This is a genomic window from Campylobacter sp. CFSAN093241 (genome assembly GCF_012889595.1).
Classification (GTDB): domain Bacteria; phylum Campylobacterota; class Campylobacteria; order Campylobacterales; family Campylobacteraceae; genus Campylobacter_D; species Campylobacter_D jejuni.
Genome location: NZ_CP040612.1, coordinates 1,233,399 through 1,250,179, shown reverse-complemented (window position 1 = coordinate 1,250,179; position 16,781 = coordinate 1,233,399). Strand labels below are relative to the sequence as shown.

At 31.5% G+C, this 16,781-nt stretch carries 16 protein-coding genes and 2 pseudogenes; 5 read left to right on the top strand and 13 right to left on the bottom strand.

The features are described 5' to 3' along the window. Window positions 1-24: 24 nt before the first annotated feature. Both FBE96_RS06405 and FBE96_RS08665 read left to right on the top strand, forming a co-directional pair. A complete protein-coding gene (locus FBE96_RS06405) occupies window positions 25-1,251 on the top strand; it encodes a DUF2920 family protein (protein ID WP_052783556.1) in 1,227 nt (408 codons plus the stop codon). A gap of 12 nt (window positions 1,252-1,263) precedes the next feature. Beyond that, window positions 1,264-2,482, top strand: a pseudogene (locus FBE96_RS08665) (DUF2920 family protein). 13 nt (window positions 2,483-2,495) lie between these two features. Here the strand turns inward: FBE96_RS08665 and FBE96_RS06390 are convergent. From FBE96_RS06390 to dcd, 12 genes and pseudogenes are all read right to left on the bottom strand, one after another. Next, a complete protein-coding gene (locus FBE96_RS06390) occupies window positions 2,496-2,717 on the bottom strand; it encodes an acyl carrier protein (RefSeq protein WP_002789840.1) in 222 nt (73 codons plus the stop codon). Further along, window positions 2,717-3,778, bottom strand: coding sequence for a beta-ketoacyl-ACP synthase III (locus tag FBE96_RS06385; RefSeq protein ID WP_002810160.1), 1,062 nt, complete (start codon window positions 3,776-3,778; stop codon window positions 2,717-2,719). Before FBE96_RS06385 ends, FBE96_RS06390 begins: the two co-directional genes overlap by 1 nt. Then, on the bottom strand, window positions 3,768-5,330 hold the full coding sequence (locus FBE96_RS06380) for an HAD-IIIC family phosphatase (RefSeq protein ID WP_002810163.1): 1,563 nt from the start codon (window positions 5,328-5,330) through the stop codon (window positions 3,768-3,770). The genes FBE96_RS06385 and FBE96_RS06380 overlap by 11 nt, the downstream gene beginning before the upstream one ends. Next, the gene (locus FBE96_RS06375) at window positions 5,327-5,743 is read right to left on the bottom strand and encodes a VOC family protein (protein WP_002791673.1); all 417 of its coding nucleotides are present in this window, start codon (window positions 5,741-5,743) and stop codon (window positions 5,327-5,329) included. The genes FBE96_RS06380 and FBE96_RS06375 overlap by 4 nt, the downstream gene beginning before the upstream one ends. Continuing rightward, window positions 5,736-6,629, bottom strand: coding sequence for a class I SAM-dependent methyltransferase (locus tag FBE96_RS06370; RefSeq protein ID WP_002803469.1), 894 nt, complete (start codon window positions 6,627-6,629; stop codon window positions 5,736-5,738). Before FBE96_RS06370 ends, FBE96_RS06375 begins: the two co-directional genes overlap by 8 nt. Beyond that, window positions 6,626-6,856: an acyl carrier protein gene (locus FBE96_RS06365; protein WP_002803470.1), complete on the bottom strand. Its 231-nt coding sequence runs from the start codon at window positions 6,854-6,856 to the stop codon at window positions 6,626-6,628. The genes FBE96_RS06370 and FBE96_RS06365 overlap by 4 nt, the downstream gene beginning before the upstream one ends. Window positions 6,857-6,886: 30 nt before the next feature. Then, a complete protein-coding gene (gene legH / locus FBE96_RS06360) occupies window positions 6,887-7,678 on the bottom strand; it encodes an N-acetyltransferase LegH (RefSeq protein WP_002856586.1) in 792 nt (263 codons plus the stop codon). A gap of 20 nt (window positions 7,679-7,698) precedes the next feature. Further along, window positions 7,699-8,491, bottom strand: a pseudogene (locus tag FBE96_RS08775) (AAC(3) family N-acetyltransferase). Beyond that, a complete protein-coding gene (locus tag FBE96_RS06350) occupies window positions 8,488-9,795 on the bottom strand; it encodes a DUF4910 domain-containing protein (RefSeq protein ID WP_002878575.1) in 1,308 nt (435 codons plus the stop codon). Before FBE96_RS06350 ends, FBE96_RS08775 begins: the two are co-directional and overlap by 4 nt. Then, on the bottom strand, window positions 9,788-10,918 hold the full coding sequence (pseC, locus tag FBE96_RS06345; RefSeq protein WP_002856503.1) for a UDP-4-amino-4,6-dideoxy-N-acetyl-beta-L-altrosamine transaminase: 1,131 nt from the start codon (window positions 10,916-10,918) through the stop codon (window positions 9,788-9,790). Before pseC ends, FBE96_RS06350 begins: the two co-directional genes overlap by 8 nt. A gap of 1 nt (window position 10,919) precedes the next feature. Beyond that, window positions 10,920-11,924: a UDP-N-acetylglucosamine 4,6-dehydratase (inverting) gene (gene pseB, locus FBE96_RS06340; RefSeq protein WP_002871649.1), complete on the bottom strand. Its 1,005-nt coding sequence runs from the start codon at window positions 11,922-11,924 to the stop codon at window positions 10,920-10,922. Window positions 11,925-11,974: 50 nt separating this feature from the next. Beyond that, window positions 11,975-12,535: a dCTP deaminase gene (gene dcd / locus FBE96_RS06335; protein WP_002854086.1), complete on the bottom strand. Its 561-nt coding sequence runs from the start codon at window positions 12,533-12,535 to the stop codon at window positions 11,975-11,977. Between the two features lie 148 nt (window positions 12,536-12,683). Here dcd and accB point away from each other — a divergent pair, with 148 nt between their 5' ends. Both accB and FBE96_RS06325 read left to right on the top strand, forming a co-directional pair. Further along, window positions 12,684-13,139, top strand: coding sequence for an acetyl-CoA carboxylase biotin carboxyl carrier protein (gene accB / locus FBE96_RS06330; RefSeq protein ID WP_002853623.1), 456 nt, complete (start codon window positions 12,684-12,686; stop codon window positions 13,137-13,139). Window position 13,140: 1 nt separating this feature from the next. Further along, a complete protein-coding gene (locus tag FBE96_RS06325; RefSeq protein ID WP_002871650.1) occupies window positions 13,141-14,472 on the top strand; it encodes an acetyl-CoA carboxylase biotin carboxylase subunit in 1,332 nt (443 codons plus the stop codon). Window positions 14,473-14,508: 36 nt separating this feature from the next. Here FBE96_RS06325 and salC read toward each other — a convergent pair whose 3' ends face one another. After that, the gene (gene salC / locus FBE96_RS06320; RefSeq protein ID WP_002905809.1) at window positions 14,509-15,324 is read right to left on the bottom strand and encodes a peptidylprolyl isomerase SalC; all 816 of its coding nucleotides are present in this window, start codon (window positions 15,322-15,324) and stop codon (window positions 14,509-14,511) included. Between the two features lie 64 nt (window positions 15,325-15,388). Between salC and gltX the strand changes: the two genes are divergently transcribed. Further along, a complete protein-coding gene (gltX, locus tag FBE96_RS06315; RefSeq protein ID WP_002871651.1) occupies window positions 15,389-16,780 on the top strand; it encodes a glutamate--tRNA ligase in 1,392 nt (463 codons plus the stop codon). Window position 16,781: the final 1 nt, after the last annotated feature.

The window sequence follows — 16,781 nt, the reverse complement described above, 5'->3', positions numbered from 1 at the left end:
TAAATTAATAAAAAAGGCCTTTATATGCTCATAAACCAAAGCTTTGAAATCGATTCTTGTGATGATGTAGAATTAAATATAAAAAGAACTAGCAAACTTGAATACCGTATAAGTTATGATGATGAAAAAGAGATTAAAGCTATAGTTTTTATAATAGGAGGTTATGGAGCCAATGCAAATATATATTTTTTAGACTCTTATAGAAATTATATTGCTAAAAATTTTGATGTTGTAGCAGTGCATGTTTTTTATCATTGTTTTTGTCAAAGGCGTTCGGATGTTGAAAAGTATTCAACATTAGCAGATTTTACAAAAGATGATTTAAAATTAATAGAAAAAGTGCTTCGTAAATACAATATTCCATGTGATCAATTAGCCAATAATACTGTAGTTAGTCATTGTGAATATTTGAGCGAGATTATGACAGAATTAAAAATGTTAAATCGATTGCCTTATGATTTTGAAGAAAGACTAAGTGCAACTTTTATTCCTTCGCGTGGAGAATATCAAAATTTTGGCATTATGGCAGCTATTGATCATATCAATGCTTTAAAAGATTTGGTTAAATGCTTTCCAAAATTTGCAGATTTACCAAAAATTTATGGGGGGGGGTCTTATGGAGGATACTTAGCCTTGCTCATAGCAAAAATAGCTCCTTGGTATGTGGATGGCGTGATTGATAATTCGGGTTCGGCTGTTCCACCGCTTAATTATATTATTGGTAGAGAGTTGGAATTTAAAAGCAAAGATACTAATGGGGATATGTATATGCAGGGCGATCATTTTTTTGTGAGTTGTTTTCTAAAAACCCACTGGACGCGTAAAGAAAATTCACCTTATTTTTTTAATAATGAAAATTATTTTATTAGAACATTGTTAAATAAGGATCATTTGATTTTGCAAAGTCAAAAAAATAAAAATATTATTTATGTGAGTTATCATAGTAAAGAAGATCCTTTAACTCCAGCAAATTTTAAAGAACTAACCATGCAAATATTAAAAATTTTAGGTTACGATGTAAGCTTAAATTTGATAGATGAAAATAAAATTGATGGAAAATTTATTAAAAATTTAGATCATGGTTGTGGTATACCTGATAAAGCCTTATTTAGAAAAGAACTTCCTTTAATGCTTGAAAAACTACAAGGAAGAAAATCTTTCATGCAAGAAAATTCCATCTCTTATCCTTGTGGAAATAAAGTGTTTACTTTTAAAGATGTAGAAAATCAGTTAAAATTGATTATTAATTAAAAAGGAAAATATATGCTCATAAACCAAACCTTTGAAATTGATTCTTGTGATGATGTAGAACTAGGTATTAAAAGAACCAGTAAGCTTGAATATCGCATAAGTTATGATGATGAAAAAGATCTCAAAGCTATAGTTTTTGTCATAGGAGGTTATGGAGCTAATGCAAATATATATTTTTTAGATTCTTATAGAAATTATATTGCTAAAAATTTTGATGTAGCGACAATAAATGTTTTTTATCATTGTTTTTGCCAAAGGCGTTCAGATGTTGAGAAATATAGTGCATACAAATATTTTCAAGAGGAAGATATTGAAAATATTAAAAATTTATTAAATCAGTTTCATTTTTCTTATGGTGAAATAAATAATGATAATGCGCTTTTTTTAGCGAATTCTTTAGTGAAACATGTAGAAAATTTAAAAATGCAAAATAAACTCGATCATAACTTTAAACTAAATTTTACTTCAACTTTTATCCCGCCTAATGGAGATTATCAAAATTTTGGCATTATGGCAGCTATTGATCATATCAATGCTTTAAAAGATTTGGTTAAATGCTTTCCAAAATTTGCAGATTTACCAAAAATTTATGGGGGGGGGGTCTTATGGAGGATACCTATCTTTACTCATAGCAAAGATAGCTCCTTGGTATGTGGATGGTGTGATTGATAATTCGGGTTCGGCTTTGCCACCTTTAAATTATATTTTAGGAAGAGAAATGGAACATAGTTACGGTGATTATTATGAAGATTTTCCACATAATAGGATTATTTTTTTTCTAAAAACCCACTGGACGCGTAAAGAAAATTCACCTTATTTTTTTAATAATGAAAATTATTTTATTAGAACATTGTTAAATAAGGATCATTTGATTTTGCAAAGTCAAAAAAATAAAAATATTATTTATGTGAGTTATCATAGCGATAAAGATCCTCTAACGCCTGCCAATTTTAAACAACAAACCATGCAAATATTAAAAATTTTAGGTTACGATGTAAGCTTAAATTTGATAGATGAAAATAAAATTGATGGAAAATTTATTAAAAATTTAGATCATGGTTGTGGTATACCTGATAAAGCCTTATTTAGAAAAGAACTTCCTTTAATGCTTGAAAAACTACAAGGAAGAAAATCTTTCATGCAAGAAAATTCCATCTCTTATCCTTGTGGAAATAAAGTGTTTATATTTAAAGATGTGGGTGACAAATTTGAATTAGTGATAAAAGATTAAAACCTTAAAGGTTTTAATCAAGCTTTGCTAAATTGATTAAATCACTTACTTTTTGACAATTTTTCAAGTCCTCGGCTGTGATTTTTAAAGTAAAAAGATTTTTATAAAGCACCATCACAGATACAAAAGCCAAACTATCCCACTCATCTATATCATCAAGTAGCATATCCTCGTTTAAGTCTTCATCTCTATGCATAGCTTCTTTAAGCTCTTCTAAAAATTCAGTTTTTGTCATTATTTCTCCTTTGTGTAAATTAAAATATCTTTTGTGTATAAATCTTTGAAATTCAACACCGCACTTCCCCAGCTAAGCCCTGCACCAAAAGCACTTAAACTCGCTTTAAATTCTTTTGGAGTATCTAGTTCACAAAGTAGGGCAGGTAGTGAACAAGCGCTTAAATTAGCGTATTTTTCCATGATGAAATTAGGAACTTTATCATCATTAAGTTTTAATTCTTCTTTGATGCAATCAACCAAATACGCATTGGATTGATGAAAAAGATGAAAAGCAATGTCTTTTTCATCTACTTTAGAAAATTCTAAAATTTCTTTAAAGCTTTTAGGTTCGCATTCCAAAGCCATATTGAAAATATTTGCTCCGTCCATATAAAGATTTTCTAATTGTCTAAACTCCTCAGTTTGCATGAGTGAATCATCGTTGAAAATATCTGCTTTAGGTATTCTCATCGCACCTTTTGGAATGATGAGTTTATCAAAATATTTTCCATCGCTTCCAAGCTCAAAAAAAGCTTCGTTAAAATCCGTTTTTTCAATTAAAGTTGCACTTACTCCATCACCAAAAATAGGAGCTAAATTCATATTTTTAGGGTGGATGAATTTGCTTAAAGTATCTCCACAAATGAGTAAAATTTTACCTAAGCCACTTTGTATTAAAGAATGAGCGACAAATAAGCCGTATAAATACCCTGCACAAGCTTGCCCTAAATCAAAAGCTACAGTTTTGGAGCTTAAATTTAAAAGTTGGTGTAAATAACAAGCCGTAGAAGGCATGAAAAAATCAGGACTTTGAGTTACTACGATGAGTGCATCAAGGCTATTTTTATCTATATTTAAACCTTGTAAAAGTGTATTGGCTGCGTGTTTTCCAAGATCGCTTACGCAAGTGTTTTCATCGCAAATATAACGCGTGTTTAAACCTATGACTTTTTTCATTCTTTTAAGGGTTTTGATATCGTTTGAAAAAACGCTTTCTAACTCATCATCAATGCAAATTTTATGTTCAGGTACGCTTACGCAAATGCCTGAAATTTTAGCTTTATCAAATCTAGTTTTCATGGATTATAAGTCCTTTGAAGTTTAAATTTTGAAATGGAATAAGGGCTGAGTTTTTTTCAAATTCTTTGGAAATTTGTTCTAAAAAGCTCAAAAATGGCATATTTCTTTCGCCTTTTTGATAGTAAAGCCTTGCATTATTGTTTTTAAGATCAAAGAAATGTAAAGCTAGTTCAAAGGCTTTAAAAAACATTCTAGTTTCAAGTTTTCTACCTAAAGCCCTACAAGAAATGCAAAGATCATCGATAAATAAATTTCCTTCTTTACAAGAAAAAACAAAAATAGCGATAATCCCACTATCGCTTAATTTATCACTCATACTCACACTTACAATGAGTTCTTTTTGCATGTGTTGTGCGACTTTTTCTTGATTTAAGCGTGTGTAATTAGCGATAAATTGATTGGTTTTGCCTAAAAGTTCGCTAATGCGAGGGATATTTTGCAGATCATTTTTGCTAAAATTTAAGCTGATTTCAAGATTTTGAAAATATTCTTCATCGCTTAAGCTTTTAAGCTCTTCTCTTAAAGCATTGGCTGCTATATCTTTGGCACGAATTTGATCTTCTTTGGTATTTGAAAGTTTTAAAAGATTAGGAAAAAGTTTGATTTTATAAAGTATATTTTCATCGCATAAAAGTGTTTTAACGCCTGTAAATTTGGTATTTTCAAGCTCGGCGATATTATCATCTATAAAAAGCATAGCGTTAGTATTTATATTAAATTTTTTAGCAATTTTTAAGATATTTTCACCCTTTGGTTCCCAATTGATCATTCTAGCATCAAAATCATCCCATTGTAAGATAAAATCTTTCCTTGTTTCAAAAAGTTTTTTTGCGTCTTTTTCTTCATTTTTTGAAGCTAGGGCAAGTAAAAAGCCTTGTTTTTTAAAAGTTTTAATTTTTTCTTGTAAGGTTTTGTGCAAAGGACTTAAATTAAGATTATCTATACCCTCTTCACCTAAAATTCCTTGATACAAGGTATTATCAAGATCAAGTACAAGAGCTTTAAGAGCGGGTTTTACGAGTGCAGGGATGAGGCTAAGTCCTAAAATTTGTGCTAAAAAAATCAAGGCTTTATTATTAAGCTTAGAGCCTGTAAGTTCTTCTTTAGCTAGGTCTAAAATATCTTCTTCATCAAAATACTCTTTTATGAGTTTTTCTATGTTAAAAATTTCACAATTTAAAATTTTTTTATCTGTTTTAAATTCTCCTAAACTAAGAACTAAAATAGGGTTTTGTGAAATTTTTCTTAGTTCTAAAAGTCTTTCTTCTATAAAATTTTGCACATTATTTTTATAGCGGGTTAAATCTAGCCATAAAAGTTCTAAACTAGCTTCTTTAAAGTTATCAAAACTCAAGCTATCATCATAAGAGCTGAAATTAAACTCAGCTCTTAAATTAGCAAAATGTAAAAAAGGAGCAATGATACTTTGCACTCCTTCAAAAGCATGATTTCTATGGACATTAATAAGAAGATCTTGACTTTTGCTAAAGTCTAATTCTTTGGCGAATTTTATAAGCTCATTGCGTTTTAAATGGGGTGAAAAAAGATTCATTTTAGCTCCACAAGTTCGATTAAAAGCCTATTTGGCATCATGATAAAACAAAGTTTAGCAAAATAGCTTGCTTGCATAATAGGAACAATACAAATGCCTCCTTGTTGTTCCAAAAGAATTAAATCTTGGGCGATATTTTTACTTTCATAGGCTAAATGATACATTTTGGTATTATTTTTCAAATAGCTATCTAGTGGTCCTTTATCGTTTAAATTTTGCAAAAGTTCAAATCTATACTGTGGAAATGCTTCATTACAAGGAATGATAAATTCGCCTCTTACCCCTTGTTTTTCATCTATAAATTCTGATTCTTTATAAAAACCTAGTTTAAAAAAACATTCCCTTTCTTTTTCTAAATTTTTACAAGCCACGCCTATATGATGAAGGGGTAAATTGAGTGTTGTATTAAGCATTTAAAACTACTGCCATAGTGATAGCATTTTTAAATTTCAATGCTTTTTCCAAACTATAATCATTTGCCATAAAACATTCATAAGCTTTAAATTTTAAGCCTGATTTTTCTATCAAATCTTTAACTTCATCAGGATGGGAAAATAAATAAATATGATCAATAGCAGGAGCATTGATAGGGATAGTTGCAAAAATTTCCCCTCCATCGCTAAGAAGCTCTTTAGATCTTTTAAGGAATTCAAGAGGTTTTTCTACGTGTTCTAGCACTTCTCCAATCACTATCAAATCAGCTTTTTTATCAAAATCATAAATAAAAAAATCTTGACATAAAAAATCACATTTTGTAATCAATCCCCCTACTTGTTGTTTTACCATTTTTTGAGTAAGTTCGCAACTTGTTGGAGAGATATCAAGTCCATAAAAGGCGGAAAATTTACCACTTTTAACTGCTCTTGCAAAATATTCTCCATGGCCAGGGCCTATTTCAAAATAAGTTGTTTTTGGAGTAAAATTTTTTAAATATTGCGAAAAATACTTTCTCACTTTAATATGAGCTATCCAAACAAAAGAAGAAAGAGCTAGGCCTATCATGTATTGTTTCATATAACTTTCATTAAAATAAACTTTATCCTTAACTTCATCAAAGCTAGAATAACGATAAGCCCCATTTTCTATGAAAAATTTTGTTTCTTCTAAAGTATCGTTAAGGATCAATAAATAACAATCGCATTGTTCTTTTATACTGATACCATCTTGAATATAATAAGAAATTAATTTATCAAATTCTTCTTCGTCTTCTTGTGGAAATTCAATTTTTTTAAGATATTTAGAATGGATAGGATTTTTTTGAGCGATGGCTTGAAATAATTTTTCAATATTTTCTTTCATTTTTCTGCCTTTAGGGTTTGAATTTTTTCTAGTAAAGTGCTTTGAGATTTTAAGAGACTTAAATCTTCTTTGTTAAATTTGATTTCAAATTCTTCTTCTAAACTCATGATGATATCAATATGAGCTAAAGAAGTCCAGTTCTTGCAGTTTTCCATGCTTAAATTTGTATTTTCATCTACTTTGGTTTCAAGTATATTTTCTAAAATTTCATAAAATTGTTTTTCCATTGTATACCACTTTCTTGAGAATGTTGAAAATTAATATATTGTATCATAATTTTCTATTAGAATTGTTTGGTTTATATCTAATTTTTTCCATAAAATTTCTATATATTCTTTAGCGTTGTAAATATTTATATGATCTCCTGCAAAATTGTTTTTTTTAAAATTTTTAGTATTATTAACAATATTGATAATGTTAATTAAATTGGGCTCAGAAGATATGTCAAGTTTTCTAACATAATAACTAATGGTTTTATTGTATGATATATTGTTTTCATCAATTAAAATTCCAGAGAAAATTTTATGATATCTGTAAAATACATTAAATTGTTCTTCTGCATAATGTGTTAGTGTGTGTCCTTGGCCTCCAAATGTCATATATTTTCCATTCTCTTTGGTTAAAACCTCATAAACACAATTTTCCCCAAAACAACTTGTTGTATCTTTTAAAAATAATTCTTCTTTTGCTCCTTTTATAGCAAAAGAAAATATAGGATCGTTTGTGCGTTTTACTCCTGTTTGTTTGCGAAAATATTCATTTAATGCTCCCATTTTTGTTTTGGAATTTATTTTGTCATAAACTTCATTTTTGCAAAAACTATAAGTAAAGGTTGGCATGATCAAAGTGCCTTCTTTGCCTATAACTTCAAAAAAACAATCTAATATAGTCTGTAAAAATTCATTTCTAGAAAGCAAGGGAAAACCGAAATTAAAAAGTTCAGTATGCACACACAAGGTATCGCCTTTTTGTAGTCCTAGTTTGTAAAAAGTTTCTATGAAGTCGTAAGTGGAGTATTTTTTATTTTCAAATTCAAGTAAATATTTCATAAACTACCTTTAAATGTTTTTCATAAAAGAAGCTTTTCATATATGGCAAATTTATCCTGCTTAAGGGCGTTGCCTATGGCTTTGACATATTCTTTAGCATCATAGCTTTCTAGAAAATCTCCTGCAAATTTTATGCTTTTGTAATACCTTGTTTGCCGCACGATTTCATTTATCTTATCAAGGCTGCATACATAGGCTTTTTCCAAGTCTCTTACATAATAATTTATCCTTTTTTCTCTTTTTTGTCCTAGCTCGTCAATCACAAAGCCCTTAAATTCCTTAAAATACCTGCAAAAGCTGGTATTTCTCTCTTCAGCATAATGCGTTAGGGCGTGTCCATAATTCAAGCCTAAAAGCATAAATTTCCCACCTTCCCTAGTTAAAATTTCATATACACTATCCTTTCCAAAACAGCTTGAGTTTTCTTTTAAAAAAATATCCGCTTTAGCACCCTTCACAGCAAAGGAAAAAATAGGGTCGCTAGTTCGCCTAACCCCCCCCCCCGCTAGTTCTAAAAAATTCATTCAGCACTCCCACTTTGCCTTTAGAATGCACTTTATCATAAACTTCATTTTTGCAAAAACTATAAGTAAAGGTTGGCATTAGAAGAGTGCCTTCCTTGCCTAGCACTTTAAAAAAGCATTCAAGTAAGGTTTTTAAAAAATCATTTTTAGTAAGCAAAGCTTTGCCAAATTTCATAAGTTCTGTATGTACGCATAAAATATCACCCCTTTTTATACCTAGTTGATAAAAAGCATCTATTAAATCCTTATCGGAGTATTTTTTGCCATTGTGTTCTAAAAAATATTTCATTTTACCAGTCCATAAAATTTTATTTTTTCCAAAAGTTCTTTAAATTCATAAGCTTGCATATTTAAGATATTGGCTATATCGATGATATCATTCTCTCCATCGCAATAAGCCAAAAAATTACAAGCCAAAGGAATGTCATTGGTAGTGCTAAGGGTGTGATATAATCCTCTTTTGCCAAGATTGGGTTCGCATACTATGGTGTTTTCATATACGGCGTTGATTTCTAGATTTAAAATCATTTCTTGCATGCTTTGAAGTCCACCCATTAAACCTTTTTCAGAGATAAAATTGAGATCATCTTTTGAGTTATGATATCCATCATAGTCACCATACCTTGTGCGACATACCCCTACTATGCCAAGATTTACAAGTGGGGCATTGTATTGTCTTTCATCACTTCCACGATCTAAAAAACTAAAAGCTTTGAAATTTTCTTTATTTTTGAGCGTATGCAGGGCGACTTTATCGCTTAGAGTGTTCTCTTTAACTGTGTGTATGAGTGAGTAAGTATGATCATCGCCTAAGCAAGAAAGCACAAAGCCTGCTTTAACATGTTTTTTTAAACACTCTAAATGTTTGCTAAGATAGACTATAGAGCCTATGGTTTCAGGGATGATGACAAAGCGGTAATTATATCTTCTTTCTTTTAAACCCAAAAGCCATTTTGCTAAGAAAATACTCACTACAGGGCCACTAAGCTCATTATTTGCCATGGAAGGGTGGCAAAGATAGGTTGAAATTAAAATTTCATCTTTTGAGTTTTGCGTACTAGGTAGGATAAAATCAGCATAATCTAAAACTCCATTTTCATCGTGTTTTGCATCGATATAGACTTTGTATTTGCCTTTTTTGAGTTTTTTTCTTTCGTTGTGCGTGAGACAAAATCCCCAACGCCTTTTATAATAACTCGTTACATAAGGAATAGCATCGGGCATTTCTTCTATGGAGTAAAGATGATCTTGAAGTTCTTCTAGTTCGATTTCTTGATCGATGGCTTCGCTATAGTTTAGAAGGTGCAAGTTATGCTTTTTAAAATCACAAATTTTTTCTCCTTTTGGAGTGATGATATAGGCTTCTTTAACATTCCATTCATCAGGGACTATCCAGTCAAAAACCTTTGTGCCACTTTTTATAGAGTGAAATTTGAGTATACCCCCCCCCAGAGTTTTATTTAAAATTTCTAAGCTATCTCTAAAACCTTGCCCTGTGATACTCCTAGGGATAGGAAAAAGTTCACAAGCTAGTTCATACATAGCCTTTCCAGTTTGGCTAAAATCTTGGCTTCTAAAGTCTAGCTTATCCACAATATCCCTTTTTAACTTTTTCAAGAATGCTAAATAAAGTATCTTTGACAAATTTTGCATCTTTTAGATTCATTTCTTGATGACAAGGTATACTAAGTTCAGCTTTGTAAAAATTATCTGCATTTTGGAGTTTGATTTCCCCCAAGAGTTTTTTATAAAAACTAAACTCATAAGTTGGTTTATAATGTACCTGTACGCCAATTCCTGCATGAAGTAAGCTTTCAAAAAGTTCTTCTTTTTGACAATAAAATTCAGGAAAAAGCAAAATAGGATATAAATGTCTTGAACTTTTTTTATAGTCTTTGATTTTTATCGTGGAAAAATAAGGATTTTTTTCAAATTCTTTATCGTAAAAATTTGCGATTTCTTCGCGTTTTTCAAGATTGTGATCGAGTTTTTTAAGCTGGTTTATCCCTAAAGCACAAGCAACATCACTTAAGCGGTAATTATAGCCAAGTTCTACCATATCGCTATCCCAAAGCCTTTTTTTAACAATACCATGGCTTCTTAAAAGCTTGATTTTATCGATAAGCTCTTCATTATCACTCACCACAGCCCCACCTTCAAAAGTAGTGATAGGCTTAACAGGGTGAAAAGAAAATATAGAAAGATCGGCTTTTTTTCCTACTTTTTCACTTTTATACAAAGCACCTAAAGCATGGCTTGCATCATCGATTAAAGGGATATTGTATTTTTTAGTAAGGTTTGAAATTTCATCCATTTCAACGCTATTGCCCGCAAAATCTACCACGCTAATAGCTCCTATATTTTCACTCTCTTTTAAAAGTCTTGCTTCTAGTTTTTTTTCATCAATATTGCCATCGTTTTTAATGTCGATAAACTCTACCTTAGCTCCAGCCATTAAGGCCGCATTAGCTGTAGCGGCAAAGGTTAAAGGGGTAGTTAAAACGATTTTTTCTTGGACACCTAGTGCTGTGTAGGCAAGATGAAGGGCTGAAGTGGCTGAGTTTAATACACAAGCGTGTTTTACGCCCATATATTCACAAAGGGCTTCTTCAAATTCATTTACCTTTTTACCCCCTGTTAAAATTTCATCTTTTAAAGCTTTTGTAAGCGTATCTATATCGCTTTGATCGATGTTTTGATGAGAATAAGTAAGCATTTTAAAAACCTTCAGTATGATTGATGATTTCTAAAAGTTCTTTTTCGCTTGCCCATAAAGGATTATTATCCGAGCTGTAAGAAAAACCATCTTTTACCTTTTGTCCTTTTTCGCCTAGGGCATTGATACTAAAGTCATTATCTTTATCTACAAATTTAATACTCGGGCTTATAGCATAGTAGTTTTCAAATTCATAGGTTAAATGACTATCATCGCTTGAAATCATGATTTCATGCAGTTTTTCTCCTGCTCTTATGCCTATGATTTTATGGCTTAAATTAGGAGCTAAAGCATGGGCTAGATCGGTGATTTTCATCGAAGGAATTTTAGGGATGAAAATTTCTCCTCCGTGCATTCTTTCAAAATTACTCAGCACAAATTTCACTCCATCTTCAAGGCTGATCCAAAAACGAGTCATTCTTGTATCAGTGATAGGAAGTTCTTTAGCTCCTTCGTTGATGAGTTTTTTAAAGAAAGGCACTACTGATCCTCTTGAACCTACAACATTGCCATATCTTGTAACACCAAAGCGTGTTTGTTTGTTGCCTGCTATATTGTTTGCAGCGACAAAAAGCTTATCGCTTGCAAGTTTGGTTGCACCGTATAAATTTACAGGATTGCAAGCCTTGTCTGTGCTAAGAGCGATACATTTTTTAACCCCATTTTCAAAACAAGCGTCGATGACATTTTGCGCACCGTGTATGTTTGTTTTTATACATTCCATAGGGTTATATTCAGCAATAGGCACATGCTTCATTGCAGCAGCATGTATAACAAAATCCACATCACGCATAGCAGCACTTAAACGCTCTTTATCTCTTACATCTCCTATGAAATAACGCATACAAGGAGCATTAAAAACGCTTGCCATTTCAAATTGTTTGAGCTCATCACGAGAATAAATGATAATCTTATTAGGTTTATAGTTTTCTAGCAAAACCTTAGTATAAGTTTTTCCAAACGAGCCTGTTCCGCCCGTGATTAAGATATTTTTTTTGTTAAACATTTTGCCTTCCTTTGCTTAAGTTTTTTTTAAAATTAAAGCAATAAGTGTTCCTATTTTAAAATTCTTGGCAAGGTTATGCCAGTTTGGGCTTGATACTTGCCTTTTTTATCTTTATAAGTGGTGTCACATTTTTCATCGCCTTGCAAAAACAACACTTGCGCTATACCTTCATTGGCATAAATTTTTGCAGGTAAAGGCGTAGTATTTGAAATTTCTATAGTGATATGTCCTTCAAAACCTGGTTCAAAAGGGGTAACATTGACGATGATGCCACATCTTGCATAAGTGCTTTTGCCAAGACAAATAGCTAAGACATTATCAGGCATTTTAAAATACTCTATAGTTCTGGCTAGGGCAAAAGAATTTGCAGGAACTATACATACATCGCCTTCAAAATCTACTACATTTTCTTCTACGAAATTTTTTGGATCCACTACAGTTGAATTAACATTGGTAAAAATTTTAAACTCACGCCCTACACGTATATCATAACCATAGCTTGAAAGTCCATAGCTTACCACACCTTTTCCTATATTTGCTTCGCAAAATGGTTCGATCATCTTGTGTTCTAATGCCATTTTTCTTATCCAATTATCCGCTTTTAAGCCCATTTTTAACCTTTTTAATATTTGTAATTTTTTGTAAGGATTATAACCTAAAAAATCTATATTTTTTATGATTTTTTTCTTTTTTAAAGTTAAATTTCAAGTTTTTTTATATAATATAAGGTTAAGTTCTTAAATTTTGTAGGAGAATTTTATGACAAAAGAAGAAATTAAAGAGTTAGTCAACCTTTTTGCTGAAGCAAATATTAGTAAAATTAAGATCAAAGAACAAGATGGTTTTGAAATAGAACTTGAAAGAGATATGTGCTGCGATGTTCCAGCTCCTGTTTGTCCTCCAGTTCCAGCTCCACAACCTATCAATGTAAGCGTTGTAAACGAAGCTCAACCTAGTCAAAGTGTAAAATCAAACAAACCAAGTATAAACAGCCCTATGGTAGGAACTTTCTATCAAGCTCCAAGTCCAGGTGCAGCACCTTTTGTAAAAGTAGGTAGTACGGTTAAAAAAGGCGATACTATAGCTATTATCGAAGCGATGAAAATCATGAATGAAATTGAAGCGGAATTTGATTGTAGGATCGCTGAAATTTTAGTTGCTGATGGTCAGCCTGTAGAATTTGGAATGCCTTTATTTGCGGTGGAGAAATTATAAAATGGAAATTAAAAGCATATTAATTGCTAATCGTGGAGAAATAGCACTGCGTGCTTTAAGAACGATTAAAGAAATGGGTAAAAAAGCAATTTGTGTGTATTCTGAAGCAGATAAAGATGCTTTGTATTTAAAATACGCTGATGCAAGCATTTGTATAGGCAAAGCAAGAAGTTCTGAAAGCTATTTAAATATCCCAGCTATTATTACAGCAGCTGAAATTGCTGAAGCAGATGCGATTTTTCCAGGATACGGATTTTTAAGTGAAAATCAAAATTTTGTTGAAATTTGTGCTAAACATAACATCAAATTTATAGGTCCTTCTGTGGAAGCTATGAATTTAATGAGTGATAAATCAAAAGCAAAACAAGTCATGCAAAGAGCAGGCGTACCTGTGATCCCAGGAAGCGATGGGGCTTTGGCAGGAGCTGAAGCAGCTAAAAAACTTGCCAAAGAAATAGGTTATCCTGTGATTTTAAAAGCAGCTGCAGGTGGTGGTGGTCGTGGTATGCGTGTGGTTGAAAATGAAAAAGATCTTGAAAAAGCGTATTGGTCGGCTGAAAGCGAGGCTATGACAGCATTTGGCGATGGAACTATGTATATGGAAAAATACATACAAAATCCACGCCATATAGAAGTGCAGGTTATAGGAGATAGTTTTGGCAATGTGATTCATGTGGGCGAAAGAGATTGTTCTATGCAAAGACGCCATCAAAAACTTATAGAAGAATCCCCTGCGATTTTGCTTGATGAAAAAACACGCACTAGACTTCATGAAACTGCTATTAAGGCAGCTAAAGCTATAGGATATGAAGGTGCGGGAACTTTTGAGTTTTTGGTAGATAAAAATTTGGATTTTTATTTTATAGAAATGAATACGCGTTTGCAAGTTGAACACTGTGTAAGTGAAATGGTAAGTGAGATTGATATCATAGAACAAATGATTAAAGTAGCAGAAGGTTATGCTTTACCATCTCAAGAAAGTATTAAATTAAATGGGCATTCTATAGAATGTAGAATCACAGCTGAAGATTCCAAAACTTTCTTGCCAAGTCCAGGTAAGATTACTAAATACATTCCACCCGCAGGACGCAATGTCAGAATGGAAAGTCATTGTTATCAAGACTATAGCGTGCCTCCTTATTATGATTCTATGATAGGCAAACTTGTAGTTTGGGCAGAAGATCGTAATAAAGCTATTGCAAAAATGAAAGTAGCTTTAGATGAGTTGCTTATAAGTGGGATAAAAACAACCAAAGATTTTCATCTTTCTATGATGGAAAATCCTGATTTTATTAATAATAACTACGATACAAATTATCTTGCAAGACATTAAAATTTCCCTATTAAAGGGAAATTTTAATTGTAATTTTTATCTTAAATATTCTATATTGATTTTAGAGCGGAGTTTATCAAAATAATCCTGTATGAAATTTTGTCTTTGTTCGCTTACATAAGCGTTTAAAACTTCATTTTTAACTTGTTCATATTTAGGAGTTTGTGCCCCATCTTTGCTTTTAACTTCATAGAGTTCATAGCCATTTTTTCCATTTAAAACAGGGGAAAAGCCTCCAACAGGAATTTGTGATAAAAGCCCTAAAAGTCTTGGATCGGCATTACTTGTGTTTAAAGATGCATTTTGTGGTTTAAGGATTGTTTTTTTTGTATTTTTGATATTTTCTAAAGTTTGAGGATTGTTTGATAGATAAATATTTGCATTAATTTGTGTATAAAAAGTGAATTTATCTTTATTTTGTTCGAAAAATTTTTTTGCTCCATCATCACTAAAATCAGTTTTTGCCATACTTGCGATTTTTTCATAAAGCTTTCTTTTTTCTAAATCTTTTTTAAAATTTGCACGAAATTGTTCATAGCTTTGATTTTTGGATTTTAAATTTGCTTTGAAAGCATTTAAAGTCGTTTTGTTTTGAGCAAGCATTTTATTTATAGCATCATCAAGCTCTAGATCATTGACTACAATACCTAGTTGTTTCATTTGTGAAATTTCCATTTTTTCATTGATGAGTACGCCTAAAGCTTTATTTCTATCAATTTTAAGTGCTTTCATAGTTTGATCTATATCATAAGTTGTGATAGGCTCTTTATCTACAACTACAGCTATAGCATTAATGGTATTTGCACTAGCTAAACTTGCAAAAAATGCAAAACTTAATAAAATTTTTTTCATTTCAAACCTTTATTTAAGTATAAATATCGCATTATATCAATAAAAATTTAAGAAAAGGCAAAAAATGCACGAAAAACTTACAACGCGTTTTGCTCCAAGCCCAACAGGGTATTTGCACATAGGTGGACTTAGAACAGCTCTTTATAATTATTTATACGCTAGAAAAAATGGTGGAAATTTTTTACTTCGTATCGAAGATACGGATTTAAAAAGAAATTCCAAAGAAGCTACTAAAGCAATTATCGAAGCTTTTAAATGGTGCGGTTTAGAACATGATGGAGAAGTAACTTACCAATCAGAGCGTTTTGATCTTTATAAAGAATATGTCAAAAAGCTTTTAGATGAAGGCAAGGCGTATTATTGTTATATGAGTAAAGAAGAATTAGAAGAATTGCGTGCCAAGCAAGAAGCCGCCAAAGAACGCCCAAGATATGATGGAAGATATAGAGAATTTACAGGCACGCCACCTCAGGGTATAGAACCTGTTGTGCGTATTAAAGCGCCTCAAAGTGGCGAGATTGTTTTTGAAGATGGGGTTAAAGGCGAGGTGAGATTTAAAGCAGAGGATATAATGGATGATTTTATCATTGCAAGAAGTGATGGAACTCCAACTTATAATTTTACTGTTGTTATTGATGATGCTTTAATGGGGGTAAGTGATGTGATTCGCGGAGATGATCATCTTTCAAATACTCCTAAACAAATTGTGCTTTATGAGGCATTGGGTTTTAAAATTCCTAAATTTTTTCATGTGGCTATGATACATGGAGAAGATGGTAAAAAGCTTTCAAAAAGACATGGGGCAACTGATGTTATGGAATACAAAGAAATGGGAATTTTACCTCAAGCTTTGCTTAATTTTCTTGTGCGTTTAGGTTGGAGCCATGGTGATGATGAGGTTTTTTCATTAGAAGATTTGAAAAAACTTTTTGACCCTTATCATATTAATAAAAGCGCATCTTGTTATAATGCTAAAAAGCTTGAATGGCTTAACGCTCATTACATTAAAACTTTGCCTTTTGAAGAGATTAACCGTCAGCTTAAGGATCTTGGCTTTGATTTATCTGTTTATGAAAAGGCAGGATTTTTACTTGATTTATTAAGAGAGCGTGCAAAAACCTTGCATGATATTATCAATGGTGCAAAAAGTATAGTTAATGCGCCGCAAAATTATGATGAAAATGCAGTACAAAAATTTATTAACAAAAATAATTTAGAATTGCTCCAAGCATTTGCTAATACACTTAAAGATCAAAAAACAGGTAAAGATTTTGAAGATTTTACAAATGATTTTTTAGAAAAAAAAGAAGCAAAGTTAAAAGATTTGGCTCAGCCTATACGCATAGCTTTAACAGGGAGTGCGGTAAGTCCTAGTATTTTTGAAGTATTAGAATTTTTAGAGGTTGATGAGTGCAAAAAAAGAATAGAAAATTTTTTAAAAGTTAGAGGAAAATAAA

Bases quoted from the DNA above. Each gene is read 5' to 3' on its own strand.
- FBE96_RS06405 (WP_052783556.1), top strand. From the start codon at position 25: ATGCTCATAAACCAAAGCTTTGAAATCGATTCTTGTGATGATGTAGAA.
- accB (WP_002853623.1), top strand. From the start codon at position 12,684: ATGACAAAAGAAGAAATTAAAGAGTTAGTCAACCTTTTTGCTGAAGCA.
- pseC (WP_002856503.1), bottom strand. From the start codon at position 10,918: ATGCTTACTTATTCTCATCAAAACATCGATCAAAGCGATATAGATACG.
- FBE96_RS06390 (WP_002789840.1), bottom strand. From the start codon at position 2,717: ATGACAAAAACTGAATTTTTAGAAGAGCTTAAAGAAGCTATGCATAGA.
- FBE96_RS06365 (WP_002803470.1), bottom strand. From the start codon at position 6,856: ATGGAAAAACAATTTTATGAAATTTTAGAAAATATACTTGAAACCAAA.
- FBE96_RS06370 (WP_002803469.1), bottom strand. From the start codon at position 6,629: ATGAAAGAAAATATTGAAAAATTATTTCAAGCCATCGCTCAAAAAAAT.
- salC (WP_002905809.1), bottom strand. From the start codon at position 15,324: ATGAAAAAAATTTTATTAAGTTTTGCATTTTTTGCAAGTTTAGCTAGT.
- pseB (WP_002871649.1), bottom strand. From the start codon at position 11,924: ATGTTTAACAAAAAAAATATCTTAATCACGGGCGGAACAGGCTCGTTT.
- FBE96_RS06325 (WP_002871650.1), top strand. From the start codon at position 13,141: ATGGAAATTAAAAGCATATTAATTGCTAATCGTGGAGAAATAGCACTG.
- dcd (WP_002854086.1), bottom strand. From the start codon at position 12,535: ATGGGCTTAAAAGCGGATAATTGGATAAGAAAAATGGCATTAGAACAC.
- FBE96_RS06380 (WP_002810163.1), bottom strand. From the start codon at position 5,330: ATGAATCTTTTTTCACCCCATTTAAAACGCAATGAGCTTATAAAATTC.
- FBE96_RS06375 (WP_002791673.1), bottom strand. From the start codon at position 5,743: ATGCTTAATACAACACTCAATTTACCCCTTCATCATATAGGCGTGGCT.
- gltX (WP_002871651.1), top strand. From the start codon at position 15,389: ATGCACGAAAAACTTACAACGCGTTTTGCTCCAAGCCCAACAGGGTAT.
- legH (WP_002856586.1), bottom strand. From the start codon at position 7,678: ATGAAATATTTACTTGAATTTGAAAATAAAAAATACTCCACTTACGAC.
- FBE96_RS06385 (WP_002810160.1), bottom strand. From the start codon at position 3,778: ATGAAAACTAGATTTGATAAAGCTAAAATTTCAGGCATTTGCGTAAGC.